The sequence below is a fragment of the Sphingobacterium siyangense genome (assembly GCF_007830445.1).
In the GTDB taxonomy this organism is placed as follows: Bacteria; Bacteroidota; Bacteroidia; order Sphingobacteriales; family Sphingobacteriaceae; genus Sphingobacterium; species Sphingobacterium siyangense.
Map to the genome: position 1 here is coordinate 36186 of NZ_VLKR01000006.1, position 21414 is coordinate 57599.

General features: G+C 38.9%; 15 protein-coding genes. 5 read left to right on the top strand and 10 right to left on the bottom strand.

Annotated features, from left to right (window positions below):
* The first annotated feature begins 115 nt into the window (after window positions 1-115).
* Both IQ31_RS07250 and IQ31_RS07255 read left to right on the top strand, forming a co-directional pair.
* A complete protein-coding gene (locus IQ31_RS07250) occupies window positions 116-1441 on the top strand; it encodes an OmpA family protein (RefSeq protein ID WP_145327587.1) in 1326 nt (441 codons plus the stop codon).
* Between the two features lie 206 nt (window positions 1442-1647).
* The gene (locus tag IQ31_RS07255) at window positions 1648-3006 is read left to right on the top strand and encodes a S41 family peptidase (protein ID WP_088160699.1); all 1359 of its coding nucleotides are present in this window, start codon (window positions 1648-1650) and stop codon (window positions 3004-3006) included.
* Window positions 3007-3011: 5 nt separating this feature from the next.
* Here the strand turns inward: IQ31_RS07255 and IQ31_RS07260 are convergent, their stop codons facing one another.
* The 6 genes from IQ31_RS07260 to IQ31_RS07285 all read right to left on the bottom strand — a co-directional run bounded on the left by IQ31_RS07260 (window position 3012) and on the right by IQ31_RS07285 (window position 11066).
* Window positions 3012-3326, bottom strand: coding sequence for a hypothetical protein (locus IQ31_RS07260; protein WP_145327588.1), 315 nt, complete (start codon window positions 3324-3326; stop codon window positions 3012-3014).
* Between the two features lie 78 nt (window positions 3327-3404).
* A complete protein-coding gene (locus tag IQ31_RS07265; RefSeq protein WP_088160697.1) occupies window positions 3405-4208 on the bottom strand; it encodes a hypothetical protein in 804 nt (267 codons plus the stop codon).
* A 56-nt stretch (window positions 4209-4264) separates the two neighbouring features.
* Window positions 4265-5620 carry a hypothetical protein gene (locus IQ31_RS07270; protein WP_088160696.1) on the bottom strand — a complete coding sequence of 452 codons (1356 nt, stop codon included), beginning with the start codon at window positions 5618-5620 and terminating at the stop codon, window positions 4265-4267.
* 220 nt (window positions 5621-5840) lie between these two features.
* Window positions 5841-9194, bottom strand: coding sequence for a TonB-dependent receptor (locus IQ31_RS07275; RefSeq protein WP_232475714.1), 3354 nt, complete (start codon window positions 9192-9194; stop codon window positions 5841-5843).
* A 163-nt stretch (window positions 9195-9357) separates the two neighbouring features.
* Entirely contained in the window at window positions 9358-10320 is a 963-nt protein-coding gene (locus tag IQ31_RS07280) for a FecR family protein (RefSeq protein WP_088160694.1), read from the bottom strand.
* A gap of 131 nt (window positions 10321-10451) precedes the next feature.
* On the bottom strand, window positions 10452-11066 hold the full coding sequence (locus tag IQ31_RS07285; RefSeq protein WP_088160693.1) for an RNA polymerase sigma factor: 615 nt from the start codon (window positions 11064-11066) through the stop codon (window positions 10452-10454).
* A gap of 263 nt (window positions 11067-11329) precedes the next feature.
* On the opposite strand from IQ31_RS07285, the gene IQ31_RS07290 reads away from it, so the two are divergent.
* On the top strand, window positions 11330-13207 hold the full coding sequence (locus tag IQ31_RS07290) for a DEAD/DEAH box helicase (RefSeq protein WP_075991675.1): 1878 nt from the start codon (window positions 11330-11332) through the stop codon (window positions 13205-13207).
* Window positions 13208-13384: 177 nt separating this feature from the next.
* Window positions 13385-15151, top strand: a complete 1767-nt coding sequence (locus IQ31_RS07295) for an AMP-dependent synthetase/ligase (RefSeq protein ID WP_088160692.1) — start codon at window positions 13385-13387, stop codon at window positions 15149-15151.
* 59 nt (window positions 15152-15210) lie between these two features.
* On the opposite strand, the gene rlmB is transcribed toward IQ31_RS07295, so the two are convergent.
* Window positions 15211-15999, bottom strand: a complete 789-nt coding sequence (gene rlmB, locus IQ31_RS07300) for a 23S rRNA (guanosine(2251)-2'-O)-methyltransferase RlmB (protein WP_046672182.1) — start codon at window positions 15997-15999, stop codon at window positions 15211-15213.
* Window positions 16000-16076: 77 nt separating this feature from the next.
* Entirely contained in the window at window positions 16077-17921 is a 1845-nt protein-coding gene (locus tag IQ31_RS07305) for a DNA polymerase III subunit gamma/tau (RefSeq protein WP_145327589.1), read from the bottom strand.
* A 175-nt stretch (window positions 17922-18096) separates the two neighbouring features.
* On the opposite strand from IQ31_RS07305, the gene IQ31_RS07310 reads away from it, so the two are divergent.
* Complete coding sequence (locus IQ31_RS07310) at window positions 18097-19272, top strand: hypothetical protein (protein WP_145327590.1); 1176 nt, start codon at window positions 18097-18099, stop codon at window positions 19270-19272.
* A 106-nt stretch (window positions 19273-19378) separates the two neighbouring features.
* Here IQ31_RS07310 and IQ31_RS07315 read toward each other — a convergent pair whose 3' ends face one another.
* Window positions 19379-19822 (bottom strand): hypothetical protein, encoded by a 444-nt coding sequence (locus tag IQ31_RS07315; RefSeq protein ID WP_075991670.1) that lies wholly within the window; start codon window positions 19820-19822, stop codon window positions 19379-19381.
* Window positions 19823-19929: 107 nt separating this feature from the next.
* Entirely contained in the window at window positions 19930-21387 is a 1458-nt protein-coding gene (locus tag IQ31_RS07320; protein ID WP_145327591.1) for a hypothetical protein, read from the bottom strand.
* Between the last annotated feature and the right edge of the window lie 27 nt (window positions 21388-21414).

The window sequence follows — 21414 nt, forward strand, 5'->3', positions numbered from 1 at the left end:
GTTTTTAACAGAAACACCTTTTTATTTACCAAATATCATATTTCAACTACAAACCTATAGTGAATTTAATTTTTAACTTATTACTTTTACATCAGTTTATACAAACACAAATTATATGAAACTAAAATTACAATTAGTACTTGCTCTAGCATCAGCGGGCTTATTTACCAATAATGCAATTGCCCAAAATGCGAAGGGATCATCCATTGAAGGAACAACACCATTTGGTCCGGTTACGCAATACAGAACATGGTCTATTGGTATCGGTGCAGGGGTGACTAACCAAACCAATATTGCTGGTTTTAACCGTGCAGATTATGAGGATTTGGCATGGAACCTGGGTTACAGTGCTTATATCAAGAAACAAATATCTCCTTCTTTTGGCATTAAAGCAAGCTACTTTGGCGGTAAAACAGGTGGCGCATTTAAAGATGGAACGCAATCTTTTGAAGCTAAAACACCTTGGTCCGCTGCATTATCTGGAGAGTTCCAAGCAGCAAATACCAATTGGAGATTCTTTAACAGTTTCATCAAACCTTATGCATCAATAGGTGTTGGTGTGATGAACAGCAAAACTACGTTGACGACAGGAACAACTTCCCAAGAATCGGATGGCATTTCCAAAATTTACGTACCATTGGACATGGGACTTAAATTTGCTGTTGCCAAAGGGATCAACTTCGAGTTGGGTTATCAGTTAAATTGGGTTAACCAAAACTTTGACGGTATTCAAGGTGGTCAATATAAGAATGACTTGTTTACTTACATCCATGGTGGTTTAGAATTTGCATTGGGTAATGGTAGCAAACCGGCTTTGAACAATTCAAATCCAGTAGCGACCTTAGTTAACGACTACACATTGAAATATGATGATCTTAAAGCACAAAATGATGCTTTAAATGCTAAAAACCAAGCACTACAAAATCAATTGGATGGCCTAAACAATGACCTGAAAGATGATGATGGTGATGGTGTAGCTAACAAATATGACAAATGCCCAGGCACACCTTCAGGTGTTCAGGTAGACGGTGCAGGATGTCCAATTGTTGTTAAAAACGAAACAAGAGTGGTTGAGAAGGTTGTTGTAACAGAGGCTGACCGAAAAGTTGTTGCTGACGCAATCAAAAACCTGGAATTCGATTTAGGAAAAGCAACCATACGTCCTACGTCATACGCGACATTAAATAAAGTAGCCGAACTGTTAATCGAGAAAAATTTTAGCTTAAAACTAGCTGGTCACACCGATAATACAGGTTCCCGTGAATTGAACATGCGTTTATCAAAAGAACGCGCTGAATCGGTAAAAGCTTATTTAGTATCTCAAGGTGCTAATGCATCACGTATTGAAGCGACAGGTTATGGCCCTGACCAACCGATCGCATCAAACAAAACCGCTGATGGTCGTCAACAAAACCGTCGCGTAGAGTTCACGCTTTATTAATCGATATTCTTTGATTTATACAAGCCAAAGGCATCACGTGAAGTGATGCCTTTTTTATTACTCCTTTTCTTATCGAAATCTTATTCTTTGATAAGGTAAACGTAAAAAGATCCCCCTATTTAAAGTAAATAAACATTTGAGCAACAAAAAGATAACTTCCAAACAAACAGCATAACACGTATTTTTAATAAAGCAAAATTTAAAAAATGCGTAGACCCCATGCTCTTGTGTTGGCTTTCTTTTCGTTGATCTTTTCCTCTTGTGAAAAGGATCCACCACTTCACGAACCCGGCTCAAATGAAACCATCAACCAGTGGACATTAGACCAAATGAAACGCTACTACTACTGGAATTATAAAATTGGATCAACCCAAGATTACCAACAAAGTCCAGATTTATTTTTCAAACATATCCTATACCCCGAAGATCATTTTTCCACTATCTTACAAACCCTAAATAGTGATACCTATGGAAATACGCTAACAAATACTTTTGGGTTCGATATGGTACAACTCCAAACAACAGGTAAAACCATCCAACTGATCACCCAGATTGTTCCCTTCAGCGAAGGAGATTTAATAGGACTCAAAAGGGGAGACAGCATAAGCCACATCAACAACGAGCCTATCGACCAGAGCAACCTGAAATCGCTACTAAGCAAATCCTTGATTTTACCGGCAATGCATTTGACGCGAAACGATGGCAAAATCTTTCATCTGCCTTCTTCCTATATTTCCCAGCCTGTCCTCTATACCGCTAAACTCATCTCCTCCTCCCCCACGGTAGGCTATATATTTTTAAGTCAATTTGACTTTAGTGGGGCATATTCATTATTGGAAGCGGTCCAAAATTTCAAGTCCCAACAGGTACAAGAACTTATTGTCGATTTACGTTATAACCCCGGTGGACAGGTTGCTTTCGCCTCATTTTGCGCACTCTTATTGGCAGACATCAAGGAAAACGACATTTTTGCCAAATACCAAGGCAACAAAAATATCAAAAATAGAGAAGACAGCTTCGCAGCAGCACTGCAAGGTCAGCCCGATGGCTATTCATTTTCAGCAAAAGATGTTCTAAAACAAGGTTTACATTTAAAAAGAATTTTTATACTCACAGGGCCAAACACGGCATCTGCGTCCGAAATGTTAATTAATGGATTACATCCCTATGTACAGGTTGTACAGGTTGGCGATAAAACCTATGGAAAAGATATGGCATCGACCACACTATCTACACCTGAGGAAATTCATGGCACTGAACGTGCTTGGCATTTGATTCCCATGATCTATAAAATATACAATAAAATGGGACAAGGAGATTATAGCAACGGAATTACTCCTTCTATCAAGATCGACGAATTTGCCTTTTTACCTTTACCCCCAATAGGTGACACCAGAGATCCATTGATCCGGGAAGTGTTACGAACAATTCGTGATAAAAACACCAGAGTCAAGGGCACTATCAATACAACAGAAAAGACGAACATTTTATCCCCCAAATATAGAGGAAGTACTTATCAGGTAATACCTATCGAAGTGAGTACAGAGGATAAGACCGAAAAATAATTTTATCAGTGTGCACAAGAATTTAATGAGGTGATGATCATACGTAGATCGGCTCCAGTCTGTCCATTTTTGGCTAATTTGCGAAGAGAAGGAGACAAGATTTTCGAACGAATGGTTCGCTCCTTCGATTCATAGTCCTGTACGATGTCTTCCAGCTGCTGCAACTGTTCCAAATATTGCCGATAAAGTTCATTCAGCTCCGCCATTTCATTCCTTAAGGATAGCAGCGCAGCCGCATCAACGGACTGATCTACATCTCCCTGAATTTTCAGGGAGATAGCAAATAAATTACGATGTTTTATAGCATTGATGCCTTTCATAATGACTATTTTTTTGAATTAATGGTTTACCATTGATGTAAGTGTTGACGGGTATCTGTGTTTGTTTTGTAATGAGTTTTATTTCTGTAGCCAGATATTATCCAAACCATAGCCTATCCCTCCAATTTCTGAGAATGCATCAACATCAAAATATGCATCGGATTCTTTTTGAGGGAGATATACAATACCGATATCTACCGAAAAATTAAAAAACAAAAAGACTTTTTGTCCATCTATAAGGATCGGTTTTAAATCCTTATCTAATACTTGCGCCTTTGGCACAAAAGTAGCGTCAATCGGTATTTTGATAAATTCTTCGGGAATTTTATCTGATATCAAGTCGGTAATCAGGATTGGATTTTCGTCATACTTGACCATATCCATTCCCCAACTTTCATCATAGACAGGCTTACCTTGATAAACCGCCAATCGAATTGGCTCACCATTAGGTGAAATTGTTTTATTATAATTTAAGATCTTTACTTGCCTCACACCCGGAATCGATTCAACATCATCTCCCAAGGGATTTGGCCCAACAACGAGTGACGGATCAATGGGACTTTTACTATGTACACCAAAGGTATTTAATCCTGATTTGAGCGGAAGCCGTTGCTCTAGGACGACCTGATCATTACTATTATATGCAACGACCGATGAAGAATCGGCATCTTTATTTCGTATAAAAATAAAATTAGCATCGTTTGGATTAGCAACTTTTCCATCTATCGTTACTCTTTTTACATCCACCGACGCAGTGCTATAGGATCTAAAAGCAATCCGGGCCAATTCTTCAGTTTCTACAATAGGTTCACCTTTTTGACAGGAAGACAATAGGGATCCAATCCAAAGGGCTATAAAACAGAGAAATAAATTTTTAATCATCTATAAAGGATAAAGAAGTGAGCCATTGCATGGCTCACTCAATTAAATAATCAATATTAATAAGTTTTTGGAGCAAATTGAGTCCAGTTTGCAGTCCAAGGAGCAGTTGTCGGATGGAATGCACCTTTATAAGTTGTACTTCCATCACCATATGCAGGTGAAGTTGACAATGGTCTTAAAAAAGCAGGATTAAATGTAGATGTTGTTGGATAAAAAATATTAACACCACCTGCTAGCTTTAAATAAGCAGCAGCATCCGTTGAAACATTTGTTTGATTTCCAGCTGGTGTTGCACCACTGAATGCTGCTGTATACGCATGTACAACATTACCTGTAAAAGTACCTGTTGCACCATCCTGAAATGCAGCACCTGTGGCATAACCTGCGATAATCGAATTTTGAATATCATACTGTGAAGCTCTTCTCCAACGGTTACCAAATTTCAGCTTAGTCGTAGCTACACTAGCATCTTTAATACCCAAGAATGTGAAATTTTTCAATACCGGACGAGTCTTAGGTGTCGCTGCATATGGTGCTGTACCTTCGTTATCCGACTCCAAACCGTTTGAATCCGAGCTACCGCTTGATGTGCTATTTGTTGAATTAGGATCCTTTAATGATAAGGCATATTGAATTGTTCCAGTGTATCCATGATCGAAATCAAAGTCATCATCGTCATTCGATAATGCAACCAAGTACTTCGCATTTACAGTACCTCCGAAGAATTCGAAGCCATCATCTTTACCCCAGGATACTTGAATGTTTTCTAGGGTAGTTCCGCTACCAACACCACCTAGCGTTAATCCATTGATTTCATTGTTATCGTTCAAGTTGTAACCGGCAAATTCAATACGCACATATTTCAATGAACCTGAATTGTCTGCTGGACTAGAACCACCATAAGATACATCTGTTCCTATTGGTTGCGGTAATCCTTCGATTTTTGTTGTCGCAGGCTGGTTTGTTGTTGCTGATCCCAATATGATCAATCCACCGAAATCGCCAGGATTGCGGGATCCAGATGCATTCGGAGAAGTAAACACGATAGGCGATGCAGCAGTACCATTAGCGATCAATTTCGCTGTTTTTGGAACAACTAATACTCCCTTAATATCGTGTGTTTTTCCAGAGACATTATCAGTGTAGGCTTTAGTATTACCAGAAGTAATGTAAGTACCCGCTTGAATTGTCAATGTCGCACCCGGTTTTACGAAAGCAACTCCATCAATTTTCCATACGGTATCTGCAGAAAGCGTAGTTTTAGTAATAATACCGGCAGCATCTGTTGGGATCGTTGCCTGAGGTTTGTTTGGCAAACCAGCATTCAAATCTGAATTAGGTCCTACGTTGTCTTTGTTACAAGAAGCTAATGCGATTGCGCATACGCTTGCTACTGTTAAGATTTTTTTCATTTTGTGTTAAATAATTACTAGCTTTGCCATCACAAGATCATTTTTTAGACTATGCATCCCTATGGGATAGCATTTCATAAGGTTGCATAGTTGTTTTCAATCACCCGTTTTCTGTATTTTTCTATTTTACTTCCCTGTTGTGCGACTTGGACAAACCCGGAACTTATGTACATTATTGAGGAGTGATATGAAACTGCCTCGCGCAGATAGTTTTATCTTATTAAAAATTGTATGTCAATGAAAGATTAAATCTTCTCCCTTCTTTTTTTCGATAGGTTATAATATCCCCATCAGCTTTATTGTATCTATTGTCCCCTTTAAATTTTTTGATTGTATAAATTCCATTTTCATTTCCGACACTGTATCCCTCTGTATTCTGATAATAGCGAGTCCAATCATCTAATAGGTTCGCCATATTCAACTTAGCTTCTAATTTATTGTTGAGAAAACGTTTATATATCTGCAGGTCCAGTTGCTTAGGCGCTAATTCATATTCCACTCTATTGGGATCAATGGAAGTAATATTCGTTCTGTATCCTCTATGGTTATAACTAACCGTCGTTCCGAATGAATTTCCCCAATAGCCAATTCCCAAATTCAACAACCATGGTGATTGACCGATCAAAGGACGATCCTGACCGGGAGAACGATCTTTAATCCGCTCAGGCAACTCCTTTCCGTCAACAATCTTATACTTCCACGAACTCAATACATTTACTTTGGAGCTTAAAAGCGTTGCATTCGCTGAGATAAAAAAATTTGTTAACCAATCTTTATCACCTATAAAACTTAAATTTTTACGAATTTCAAATTCTAACCCATTATTTTTAGCAGATTCCATATTATTAAAGACATAATAGGCCCCACCCGTAAATGATTCATCTTCGACCAGTTCAATGGGTTTATCCAGATATTTATAAAATCCCGTTAATGATATAATTTCTCCCGGACTTGGGTACCATTCCAACCGCAGATCTACATTATCAATAAAGGTCGATTCCACATTATCCCCTGAAATAATCGCATCCAGTTCAAAGTCATAAAATCCAAAAAAACCTGTTTCTCGAAAATCTGGACGGATTGCAGTTTTTGAATAGCTACCTCGAACATTAAAGGTATTAGTAACACTATAAGTGGCATTAATGGATGGTAAAAATTTCCAATTATTTTCACGCACAAGCAATTTATATGCTATAAATTTATTTTTGTCATCATTCGGATCACCATTCTGTTTTCTAAACATTTCGTCCTGACGATTTTTTAGGTTATAATATTCAGCACGAACACCATACACCAAGCGCAATTTATTCCATAATTTCTGATCCAACATAAAATATCCTGCGTGCGATTGCATACTTCCGTCATATACATTTCCGCCAATAAGCTCGGGATAATAATAAGCCTGACCAATGCCGTTGCCAATATTTTCCGACGAAAACAACACATCATAAGGCGCTTCGATAGCAGGTGCTGCGGTTGACGGATCATTAGGCATATAGGAACGCGTAAAGGGCAACAAACGAAATATGGATAAATCTCGCTTCTTAGACCAGCCCTGATAACCAACTTTAACCAAAGTACTGACAGATCGTCCTTCTCCAAAAATGCGGGAAAATGCCATTGCCCAATTATAATCATCCTCATTGATCTGTGTCCACATACGGGAATCTTTTCCCAGCACAGATGAATTTGACCATCCTGAAAGATTTAACAAATTTGGAGTCTGAAATAGATGTTGATCATCGAATACAGTAGTCAATCTATATCTCAATTTCCGCTCATCTAAAATCTGTTGTTTGATTTTATTATAGGCAAACATGCCTTCCGCTTTAATTTTCCAAGGCAATTTATATTCGCCGCTTAATTGATGCTGTTGTAAAGACATTGCTTCAGGCAGCTGATACTGATTTTTTGTTGGAGCATTACTTAGGTCTGCAAAGGCCGCTCGAATATTTTCATTATAGGAGTTGTTATAAGTACGGGCATATATATTTTTGAATGCGAGCTTAAAATCCTGCCCTTGTAACCCAAAATTCGCAACTAACCCACTACTACTATTAAAACGATAAGAAGTACCCGCTCCATTTAAACCGACTCCTGTACTGTCAATATAGTGTGCTCCATTAATAGCGGATCCTCTCACATTATTGAAGGCTACAATATTTTGTTCATTTCGAATATTCGCAGAAGCAGAGAAACCAAACAATAATCCATTTGAAAGATTATATCGTCGCCCCAATGCAAACCGAAAATTTTGGTTGGGATTGGCTTTATAACGATATAGTTTCATAGCGTCTGCATTGACCTGTTTAGATTGGGATATTGCATCAATGTCATTATACTTGACATCTGAACCCGGCATTAAAAATTCTTCATTTAACTTTGGATCGTCCAGTACATACCCAGGGGGGGCATCCAGACGTCGGGCTTCACCATTCCAATACCAAGGCAATATCCCCTCAGGTTGTTTTGAAGAAGAATGATTAAAACCAAAAAATTCCGATGCTTTCCGCTCCCCCAGCCGATAAAAGTCTTTGCCAGTTGTGCGGGAATTACCACCTATCCCATATTGTATTGTCGTAAAATTCTTCTCCGGAATATCCAATGTATTTACCGAAACCTGTCCGCCAGAAAATTCAGCGGATACATCCGGTGTTGCCGTTTTATTGACCACCACCGAGCTCACCATTTCTGTCGGTATAATATCAAAGGAAAAATCCCGTCTATTCTGCGAAGTACTCGGAATCACCACACCGTCCAACATGGCCTGATTGTAGCGGTCGGACATCCCCCGCACAATGACGTTCCGGTTATTAACAGTGGTCAATCCGGTAACACGTTTTAAAACCTGCCCCATATCATTGTCCGGTGTACGTGCGATCTGTTCGGCGGATATTCCGTCCGTCACCGACGCTGCGTTTTTTTGCGCCGCATAAAGACCGGCTACGGAAGCTTTTTTAAACGATACATTGACAACTGCCGTCTCTAGCGCATTTACCTGCGTCTTCATGGCAATGTTTAACCCTGTCCGTTGTCCGGACTGTATTTTGACCCCTTCAATACGTTGGGTCTGGTAAGAGAGGTAACTGACTTCCAATATGTAGGTTCCCGGTTCAGCATTCAAAAGATAGCTCCCATCGATACCGCTCTGTGTTGATTTATTGGTACCGATCAGTTTGATGCTGGCATTAGCCAAAGGCTGACCGCGATCATCAATAACTTTACCTGAAATATACCCATTCTGCTGTACCGGTTTTTCGACTAATGTAATATAGACACTGTTGTCTTGAGCCATTAGGTCAGTCTCCCTGAGCAGATAACGCATGACATCGCGGACACTACTACTTTTAAAAATTTTGGCATTTACCTTTTTCTTTGCCAGATTATATTTCGCTGCATCGAAAGCGATATGTATATTTTCGGATTCCAAACGCTCGAAAGCCGCCGGAATATTAGATTCACTAAAAGAAACTGTAATCTTTTTATTGAGTAACTGCCCGTATGCGCCCGAAGCTAAGAGCATTTCGGCCGACACGATCGAAAGAAATAGACCTACCAACGATGTCCTTATCATAAACTTAATATCGTTTTGCGTAACGTATTGCTTAAATTTCATAAATTTGTATGCGTATATAATATCTCTTAAGTTGTTGTATATGTTATTTATACCATCTCCAAATGGTACATGATGCAGAGTTGACGATGGCCGTCGTCAGCTCTCTTTTTTTATTCCCGAATTAGTAAATATGCACTATCCTGCCCTCCTTCCTTGATTTGTTGTGATGAATTGCTTTGATACTTTCCAGGGTTGCCGTCCAGGACAGCTGCTTTGATATCGGCATACTATACCGTTGTTGGGCAATCCGCTGATCGTCAGTTTTAATATCCACATCATAGATACTTTTGACCGCCAGTGCCAATTCTGCAAAACTGCTTTGCTTAAGATAAACTCTTCCCTCAATCCAGCTATTCCGTGTCGTCAGATCAAAAGTCTCCTGCTGGCTATTGTGGTTATTTTTGGTATAACGGATCTGTTCGCCGCGGGTCAGCACACCCAGCGGATTGCTATTGGCAGTAACCTGCACTTTACCTGTAAATACGGACACCGATATCTCATCCAATTCCGCATAGTTTTTCACGGTAAAGGAGGTCCCCAGCACCCTTGTCTGTATTTGTCGGGCATTCACCACAAAAGCTTTTGAGGAATCTTTCTTGATCTCAAAATAGGCCTCTCCAGCCATAAGCTCCACAACTCGATCACGCCTATTGTAAGAGACGGTATCCAATTTAATTTTGGAATATGCGTTCATTATAACGGTTGATCCGTCGGCCAAAAATATCCGCTTACGTTGTGAGGCCCCTGTTTCAAAAATCCGGTAACCGGGTTTTAAATTCGCTTCTCTTTGGGAGAAATTCAGATCATGCTGTTTTGTCCAAAATAAAACGCTAACACATAACAGTAGACTTGCTGCAACCGTTCCGCTCCAGTAGATTATGCTCCGACCCACTGATTTTTTAGACGCAGTACTTCCAATACGTTGCTGTATATTATTCCATAATCGAACCTCATCTACCTCTCCTTCAGAAAGTTCTTCCCGATCAAGCGTATCATACCAGCGATCAATCAGGGACCTCTCAGCCTTGTTCGCATTATTATGCTGGTATCTATAGATTAAGGATTCAAAAATTCTTCTTTTCACTTTTTATGCCTGCTGTTTATATACAAGTCCGCAAAAAAGCCTCAAAGTACTTCAAGAAATAGTTAATGTTGTATGAAAGAATTGTTAAAGGATCAAAGTTCAGAAAATAGGAATATGGCAAGGTGGGTAAGCTACTTAGCGAGCTCGTCTATAATAAAGACCAAAAGAAGGCTAAAACTACCGTTTTGAACATGTTGATAGCCCAAAATAGCTTTCCGTAATCGTTTGGATGCTTCCGTAAGATTATTTTTGACCGTTTGCTCAGACAGCCCCATACGCATGGCTATCTCTCGAATGGATAAATGTTCCCATTTCAATAAAAGCGCTTGCCGCATATTCTGTGGCATAATTTCCAGCTCTTCCTCCAACAACTTCTCAAGGGCTAAATACGTATTGAGATCCTCTGGATGCTGCTGCACATAGTCGAATATATGTTTACTCCAGTGCTCCAACAATCTGTCTTTGGCTTTATTGGAATTAAAGAAATCTATAATTTTATATTTGAGCATCCCTTTCAAATAGGCTGGAAGATTCATTTGGATGTCGATTGTATGCCGCCTTTCCCAAAATTGGACAAACAGCTCCTGTAGAATATCCTCCACATCCTGTCGGTCTAGGATCCGACGGGCAGCGTGCTGATAAAGATCTTTCCAGCAATAGCGATACAATTCCTCATAAGCAGAAGTATCGTTAAACTCTTTAATAGCTTGTAGCCAACGCTGATGTACAACTGGTCCTTGATTCATGCTAATACCAAAATTAAGGTTGAGATATTAAGTTTCTATTAATAAATGAATAAAGAAACTGTAGGTATATAAAATAGTTTCACATTCGAAATAATACTTTTCAAAGTGAGCTAAATCTATATAACAGCGCTCAATTTATTATCACCTGGTATAAAAGAATCAGATTCCCTTAAAAATCAATTATTTAAATTATTTGTTTATTCCAATATTATTCTTACCTTTGCAACGCCTTAGGCAATAGTGCCTATTGTATAAAATATTTCATGAACCCATTTTTAGAACTGGGAATCCGTGAGGAAGTTGTTAATGCCATCTCAGAATTAGGTTTCGAAAAACCTTCTGAAATTCAGGAAAAAGCCATTCCTGTTTTATTGACTGGTAACGACGATTTTGTCGGATTAGCCCAAACTGGCACAGGAAAGACCGCGGCATTTGGTCTTCCATTATTAGAGCAATTAGACTTTTCTCAAAAACACCCACAGGCATTAATTCTTTGCCCTACTCGGGAATTATGTTTACAAATCTCAAAAGATTTAGAAAAATTTGCTAAATACGTTGACAACGTACATGTTGTTGCTGTATATGGAGGTGCAAATATCTCAGACCAGCTACGTCAAATTAGACGTGGAGTGCAAATTGTAGTAGCGACCCCAGGTCGTATGTTGGATATCATCGGCAGAAATGCGATTGATTTTTCAAATGTAAAATATGTTGTATTGGATGAAGCGGATGAGATGCTCAATATGGGCTTCAAAGAAGACATCAACAACATTTTGTCAGAAACTCCTGACGAGAAAAAAACTTGGTTATTTTCGGCGACAATGCCTTCTGAGGTACGTCGTATCGCAAAGAATTATATGACCGATCCAGTTGAGCTTACTGTAGGTACAAAAAACACCGGTAATGCCAACATTGAACACCACTATTATTTGATCAAAGCAAAAGATAAATATGCTGCGTTCAAACGTATTGTGGATTCAAACCCTGATATCTTTGGTATCGTATTTTGTCGTACAAAAATCGAAACACAGGATATCGCTGAAGCGTTGATCAAAGATGGTTACAATGCAGATTCATTGCATGGTGACTTATCACAACAACAACGTGATAAAGTTATGAAACGTTACCGTGACCGTAGTTTACAATTGTTGATCGCAACAGACGTAGCTGCTCGTGGTATTGATGTAAGTGATGTAACTCACGTTATTAACTTCTCTTTACCTGATGAAACAGAAAACTATACACACCGTTCAGGCCGTACAGCCCGTGCAGGTAAAACTGGTATTTCACTTTCTTTGGTAAACGTAAAAGAACTAAGCAAAATCCGTCATCTTGAAAAGATCATCGGTAAGCCTTTTGAGAAAAAACAAGTACCTCAAGGTGCTGAAGTTTGCGAAAAACAATTATTTTCTATCGTTAAAAAGATTGAAAATGTTGAAGTAAACGACGAACAAATCAGCCCATTCTTGCCTGCAATTATGGAAAATTTGGAGTCACTTTCAAAAGAAGATATCATCAAAAGATTCGCTTCTCTTGAGTTCAACCGTTTCTTGGATTATTACAAAAATGCACCTGATTTAAATATCGAAGCGCGTGACGGTGGTCGTGAAGACCGCGGTGATAGACGTGATGGTCGTTCACGTGAAGGTTCAAAAGGCTACACGCGTTTATTTATGAATTTAGGTTCAGTAGATGAATTCTCTCGTGGAGATATGTTGGGCTTCATCTGTAACAATGCGAATATTTCAGGAAAATCAATCGGTAAAATTGATTTGAAAGGCGTGTTCACATTCTTCGAAGTTCAAGATGCAGAAGTAGAAAAAGTATTCCAAGGATTCCAAGGTGTAGATTACAACGGTCGTCAAGTACGTATCGAAGTATCTGGTGAAGCAAGAGGTGAAGGTCGTAGCGACCGTGGCGGAAGAAGCCGTGGTGGTGATCGTGGCGGAAGACGTGAAGGTGGATACCGTGGTGGTGATCGCGGTGGAAGACGTGAAGGTGGATATGGTGGCGGCGAACGCAGCGGAAGACGTGAAGGCGGATTCAGTGGTGAGCGTCGTGATCGTGGCGAGCGTAGCAGCAATGGCGGCGGCTTCCGTGATTTCTCTGGAAAACGTAAAGAATCAAAAAGCAAATACTAATCATTAGTACTTAGCATAAGAGTTAAAGACTCTGGTACAAAAGCGATCAGCTTGAGATGCCAGAGTCTTTTCTTTTATTTCCCCTCCTAACAGTACAGGCACTAATATCTCCTGCCAATATAATAGTCTCTATAAAAAAGCGTAAATTAGCTGTATTATACGAACTGGACTTCTAACATGCCAATAGTAGCAACAAGATTATTTGATTTAGCATACCTGCAATATAGTATTGCCCCGGATTTCCCAATGTTTTCTTTCAGAAAAGATAACGAATGGGTACAAGTAAGCAATACTCAATTTATTGAACAGATCAACGAGACATCTAAAGGTTTGATCGCATTAGGCGTTCAGCCTGGAGAGAAAGTAGCATTAATTAGTGAGAACCGCATCGAGTGGAATATCCTTGATTTTGCCATTCAACAAATTGGAGCTGTAGTAGTCGCCATCTACCCTAATATTTCAACCTTAGATTACACGTATATCTTCAATCATGCCGAAATCAGGAAGTGTATTGTTAGTTCAAAGACACTATACACAAAGATATTAACGATACAAGATAATTGTCCGCAACTAAATGCTATTTACAGTCTAGACAAAGAGGATGGTCTAAACCATTGGCATGACTTCGTTTCCAAGGGCGAGATCATTACAGATGAAACGCTAAACCAACTACGTGATGGTATAAAAACCGATACATTGGCGTCCATCATTTACACCTCTGGCACAACAGGAAATCCCAAAGGTGTTATGTTGTCTCATAAAAATTTATTGGCAGATACGTTGAGTAGTGAATATTCCTTTCCTGTCGAACGAGGTGATCGTGCCCTCTCCTTTCTTCCAGTTTGTCATGCCTATGAACGCGTATTCCAATATGTATATATGTACAAAGGTTTGACAATCTTCTTTGCTCAATCGATGGATACGATAGGTGAAGATTTTAAATCCGTTAAACCACATATTTTTTCCGCTGTACCTCGTGTATTGGAGAAAGTTTATGAGAAGATTATGGCTACAGGAGAGCAATTAACAGGAGTCAAGCGTAAGCTATTCTTCTGGTCCTTGAGCGTCGGCGAACAATACAAACTGGAGGGACGTACATGGTGGTATGACTTTCAACTGAACATTGCCCGTAAATTAGTTTTTTCAAAATGGCGCGAAGCATTAGGTGGTGACATCAAAGGGATTGCCTCCGGGAGTGCTGCTTTACAGGAAAGATTAATCCGTCTGTATATGGCAGCAGGGATTCCAATATATGAAGGTTATGGCCTCACTGAGGCGGGACCATGTATCGCTGTAAACTGCTATAAACGAGGTATGAAAATTGGTACTGTAGGCTTACCGTTAATTAATATCGAAATAAAGCTTGCTAACGATGGAGAAATATTGACTAAAGGCGAGAATAATATGATTGGCTATTATAAAAATCCAGAGGCAACAGCAGAAGCGATCAAGGATGGCTGGCTTTATACTGGGGACATTGGCCAATGGGTAGACGGTAAATTTCTTAAAATTATAGACCGAAAGAAAGAGATGTTCAAGACTTCTGGAGGAAAATATATCGTTCCGCAGCAGATCGAATCTAAACTGGTCGAATCTTCATTTATCGAACAGGCTATGGTACTTGGAGAAGGCCGCAAATTTCCTGCGGCGTTGATTGTTCCCAACTATAATAATCTTCTAGAATGGTCAAGAAGTGCTTTTCCCGCCCTTGCCAATCTTTCTAGACTAGATTTTCTAAATAGCCCAGAACTGAAACAGAAAATGGGATCGGAACTCAACCGTATTAATCAAAATTTTGGCAGCTGGGAACAGATCAAGAAGTTCATCATAGTTCCCGACGAAATGACCGTTGAAACCGGTGAATTGACACCGACGTTAAAAATGAAAAGAAAAGTTATCTTGCAAAAATACGAACAAGAGATTGAAGATATTTATCAAAACTAGTCTACAAAAAAGCCTTTGTCAAAAACAAAGGCTTTTTGTAATCAACTAAATTATATTCTTTATTTTTTAACAATCCGTTGACGAATCGCTTCATAGATCACTACTGCGGCCGACACAGATACATTTAACGAACCTATTTCACCGTACATTGGTATCTTGGCCAGGTGGTCGGCAATACGAATTAGGTCATTGGAAACACCAACGTCCTCTGCACCCATAATTACACAGGTTGGAGCTGTATAATCCACATCGTAAATGCTCGAGGTTGTTTTTTCTGTACTGGCAACTAACTGCACACCTGAATCAATCAAAAATTTACCAACTTTGGACAAGCTATCATGGCGACAGACAGGGATTTTATAAAGTGCTCCAGCAGATGTTTTAATGGCATCAGGGTTAACCTCAGCTGAGCCCTTTTTAGGGACAATGATGGCATGTACTCCAGAACATTCCGCTGTACGTGCAATAGCACCCAAATTGCGCACATCGGTCACTCCATCCAACATCAGAAGTAAAGGAGTTTCACCTTTTTCATAAATCTGAGGGAGAAGTTCTTCTATATCATGATAGGTAATTGGAGAAATAACCGCAATTACACCTTGATGATTTTTACGTGTTATGCGGTTTAATTTTTCAATTGGCACCTGTTGAGAAGCGATATTATGTTCCTTTAACAAGGCTTTCAATTCTAGAATCAAACTGCCGCTCAAACCGCGTTGTATAAATAATGACTCGATCTCTTTACCACTATCGATTGCTTCGATGACAGCACGAATACCAAATACCATCTGATTCACTTCACGTCTTTCCCCGTGGTCGCGATCACGTCTCTGAAAATTTCCTTGCATAATAAATACTAAATATTTCCCTCTTCATGGAAGAGTTTGCAAATGTACAAAAATAAAAAACAACTAGCGTGTTTGAATTAGCTTAGCCCCAAGTTAAACTCCTTCCGCAAAGTATCTAAAAGCGGGTTTTTGTTGACCATTGCTTGATACTTCTCCTGGGAAGTATAGGGTTTGCGTGAAATCGTATGTTCCATCATCACCCCCTGCAGATCCAGCGAAAAATTCTGGAGTTTCACACGTAAGTAGTTCAGCACATCAACCTTTGCACTTTGCAATACATCCATCTGAACACCATTTTCGACATCAATTTCAATCAATACCCCATTTAACCGCGGTTGCATAGCCGTCATCATGGTATACAAGTTAATCTTGTTTTCCGCTTTCAGCTGTTCAGCATAACTGTTCCAAACAGCAATAAATTGACCGAATGAAACATCACGTTGTTCGCTTCCACGTATTAATTCTGGCTCATCACCTTCTTTGGCAACCGCATTGTTATCGTATATGGTATTCAAATCCGGCAAAGACGGAATAATTGCTGCAGTAGATGCTCCCCATCCGCCTTTTTTTACTTTAGGAGGCACGTTGGAAATAGGATCTTTTTTCACCTCTTCCTTAGTCTCGGAAGCCTGATAATTTACGGGGTTAGCTTGCGAACGCGGTGTCACAGGATTTTCAACGACAGGAGCATTCGCTGGAGAAGTCGCTTGCGGAGTAGGGACTACCGAGGTTTGTTGCGCTTGTCCAACTACTGGCTCAGGAAGTTTTTTTTTTACGCCCTCGGTTGCCGAAGGAATCTGTACGGATCCAAGCTGGCTCAATTTAATCGCACTTGCGATATGACATGTCTTGAGGAGTGAAAGTTCAACTTGCAGGCGTTGATTTTTACTTGTTTTATAGTTGATCTCACATTGATTGGAAATATTCAATGCAGATAACAAAAATCCTGGAGAAGCTTTTTGGGACTGCTGCAGATACTTTTGACGAATACTATCACTGACTTCCAATAATTTTAGCGTAGTTGGCTCTTTAGCAACCAGCAAATTTCTAAAATGCGCAGACAGACCGGCTATGAAATGACTGCCATCAAACCCGTGATTTAAAATCTCATTGAAAATCAATAAAGTTTGTGCTGCATCCTCCGTTAAAATAGCATCCGTTAGCTTAAAATAATAATCGTAATCCAAGATATTCAAATTATCGATTACAGCTTGATAGGTGACATTTTTATTGGAAAAACTGACGATCTGATCGAACATCGACAAGGCATCCCGAAGGCCACCATCGGCCTTTTGGGCAATGATATGTAATCCGTCCTGATCATAAGCAATACCTTCCCTGTCAGCGATACGGGCCAAATGACTGGCCATATCTTCCACTTTGATCCGGTTAAAATCAAAAATCTGACAGCGCGAAAGAATCGTTGGTAAAATCTTATGTTTTTCAGTGGTCGCCAGGATAAAGATAGCATAGGAAGGAGGTTCCTCCAATGTCTTCAAAAAAGCATTGAAAGCCGCTTGAGAAAGCATATGCACCTCATCTATGATATAGATTTTATATTTTCCAGCCTGTGGTGGTATGCGTACTTGATCAATCAGGTTGCGGATATCATCTACGGAATTATTGGATGCAGCATCCAGTTCATGAATACTGAAAGAATTTCCATTTTGGAAAGACTTACAGCTATCACATGTGCCACAAGGTTCGGTGCCTGCTAAGATATTTTCACAATTTATTGTTTTAGCTAAAATACGTGCACAGGTAGTTTTCCCCACACCGCGGGGACCACAAAACAAAAATGCCTGCGCCAACTGATTGTTGTGTATCGCATTCTTTAAGGTACCAGTAATGTGTTGCTGACCTACAACCGAATCAAAGGTAATCGGGCGGTATTTACGTGCAGAAACAATAAAATTATCCATTGCACGAAGATACGGATTTTAAAAATGAAAAAGGAGAATCTAAAACCTAAAAATAGATTGTAATTTTTTAATAATAATTCCTTCAATGCACAAAAAAAGCAAATTTTATCATTAATTTTATATTACTACAATGTTATCAAATTGTTAAGAATTGAAATTAAGGGAAATATATCGAATGTTTTTGACCATACTCATTTGGTTAACCTGTGCTTCACAGCAGCTCTGGGCGCAACATCATGATTTCGATTTTTATGATGGGAAAGTGTCTATTGATGTCCCCCCCTCCTTTAATATTCCATTCAAAGACAGCTTAACGATAGCTCATGTACAAAAATTCTATCAAATAGCTGATCAAACCGATTACATACAACTTGTAAACAGTTTGCTCGAATACAAAGATGAACATCATTTGAATGATTGGGTCTATTATCAGCTGATTCGCCGCACCGCACAGCAGATTGCCCCGAAAGCTGAAAATTATACACGCTATACTTTATATAAATGGTTTTTAATGTGTAAATCTGGTTATGATGCCCGCTTGGCTGTGGGTAATAATCAGATCATATTTTTCATTCAGAACAAAGAAGATATCTCTGATATTCCTTTTTTTGAAATTGATGGCAAGAAATACACCTGTTTAAACTTCCATGACTATGGAAAGCTCTTTCAACGCGCAGACACCTATATTCCTGTTAAAATTAAAGTACCAGAAGCTATCGAAGATTTCAGTTACAAAATCACAAAATTACCTGATTTTGTACCCGCAAATTATAAGGAGAAGCAAATTGAGTTCAATTATGGACATAAAGCCTACCATTTTAATGTCAAGTTGAATGAAGATATCAGTGATCTTTTTAAAAACTATCCTGGCGTAGATTTTGAAACTTATTTCAATATTCCACTTAGCAAAGAGACTTATCAATCACTGATTCCTGCGCTCAAGGAAAATTTAAAAGGAAAAAATCAGCAGGAAGGTGTCGATTATTTAATGCGGTTTACGCGATATGCATTCTTATACGAAAATGACGAAGAGAATTTCGGATCCGAAAAGCGCCTTTCTGCAGAACAAACGCTATTGAATAAATACAGTGACTGTGATGACCGTGTTGCCCTGTTTTTTTATCTGGTAAAGGAAATCTACAATCTTCCTATGATCACCCTGCTCTATCCCACTCATGTAACGATGGCCGTCCAATTTGAACATCCTATCGGTGATGCTATTTTGTACAATGGAAAATATTATTCTGTCTGTGAACCTACACCACAAGCGCAAACGCTAGATATAGGTCAATTGTCTGAGGAGCTTAAAAATCAGTCCTACCAGATTGTTTATCACTACGAGCCGAGATAGTATCACATTATATCGAGGTTTCACATTCGCTTTATATCACAGAATCTAGGTGAAAATCGTCATTTTGCAGAAGAAGAATTAATCCTCCACAGAGCTTTTGTTTGATCTAAAGCTTGTTTATAAAATCAAGCACATCGGCGTATTTACCATCGGTTCGGTATGCTGCAATGGTTACCGTATTTGCCTTCCCACTAGATTTTATTGTGATCACATAATCTGTTCCATCTGCACAACGTGCGCATTCCTGAATTTTAGCCTCCATTAAGTTATAGGTTTCGACATAAGAGGACAACTTTCTAAACGTGTCTTCACTTGTCTTATAACTTTTATCTTTTACAGTTTGAGTATCACCAGTAGTTCCCGGAGCATATTTTACTTCTGTCTTATTTTGATCTACACTGATATTTACAAATTCACCCCACCAGCCAGAAATTCCTTTTATTTCTACATGAAGACCTTTAGTTTCTGAATCAGTTTTATCATCTGATTTCTTACAGGCAACAAATAGTAAGGTAACACTTAGTACCACTAGATAGATCGTTCTTTTCATATTTTAAAGTTTAGTTTATTATTTTCAATAACGAATTATTTAACATATATGCTACAAAAAAAATCCTGCACGAGGCAGGATTTTCTATTTATTTAACTAAACTATAATTATTTTACTTGTCCAGGAGTTGTATATGCCAAGTTCTGTGGATCATAATGAGCCCAACCACTTGTCCAATCTGTCGTACCAAAAGCACCTTTATAAGCCACTTTCTCGAAGAAACTTCCCGAAACCTTAGCGTTGGTAAAAATCGCACCACTAGCAGCTGCAGATCCTGATAAAACTTTAAAATCTGGAGTAGCACCTGTATTTGAAAAATCAGAACCGAAATTATATGGTGCGACAAACAGCTCAGAAGCATATTTACTATTATCGAAAACATTCTTCGCCCTTATAAGTGTTGATATAGCGGCAGCGTTATCCGTTGAACTAACTTTCAAATCTGCATCTTTAGAACCGTATACCAAGTTATTTTCAAACACAGCAGAACCAGTTAGGAAATTATTTGAAGTTGAATTAGCTACAGCAACCTTCGTATCATCGATATACAGACCTGCTAACGGGAAACCTGAAATAACAGAATTTAAGATGCTAATAGAGGAATTTCTACGAATTTGTGCACCATGTTGATAATTTGCATTAAAAGATCCACCTGCTTTTTGAATAGGACCAAGAACAGTTACATTAGAAAATACTGCTGACGTTTTTGGCGTTTGAACTGTTCCTGTAGCATTATTATCAGATTCATATCCATTCGAACCCGACTGATCTGCAACTGTAGGTACACGTTGTGCTAATGCAAATTGGACATTGCCAGAATACCCAAAATCTGTATCAAAATCATCATCCCAAGTTCCTACAGCTAGAAGATGTTTCGCATTTACTGTACCACCGAACCATTCAAATGCATCATCACCTGAACGGTAGACTTGGATATATTCTAATGTTGTACCGTTTCCTACACCTCCCAATGTTAAACCGTTAATTTCATTATCAACTGAATATGCAATTCCAGCAAACTCAATACGAACATATTTTAAAGTTCCTGAGTTGTCTGCAGCATCAGTTCCTCCATAATAAATATAATTTTTTTCATCCTTACCTGTTGGTCCAGCAAGACCACCTTCGATCTTAACATCTGTACCTTGGTTAACAGGAGCCTTACCCAAAAGGATTACTCCACCCCAGTCACCCTGGGAACGAGCTCCAGCCGCCAAATTTGATGTAAATACAATTGGTTTGTCTGCTGTTCCTGTTGCATTAATTTTAGCGCCTCTTGTAATTGTTAATGTAGCTTTTGAAGCTTTATCACCTTTAATAATGGTTCCAGGTTCGATTGTTAAAGTGGCACCATTACTTACGTATACGAATCCTTTTAAAACATAGATTTTATCTGATGTCCAAGTTGTATTACTTGTAATCTCTCCAGAGATTTCTACGACATTTTGATTTTCAGGATTTGTTGGAGTTTCAGTACCGCCACCTTCATCCGTAATTGTTGTTTCCTTACATGCTCCAGCAAATAATAACGCTGCTAGTGAGAAGAATAAAAATCTTTTTTTCATTTTTTAAGCTTTAAAATCTTGATACAA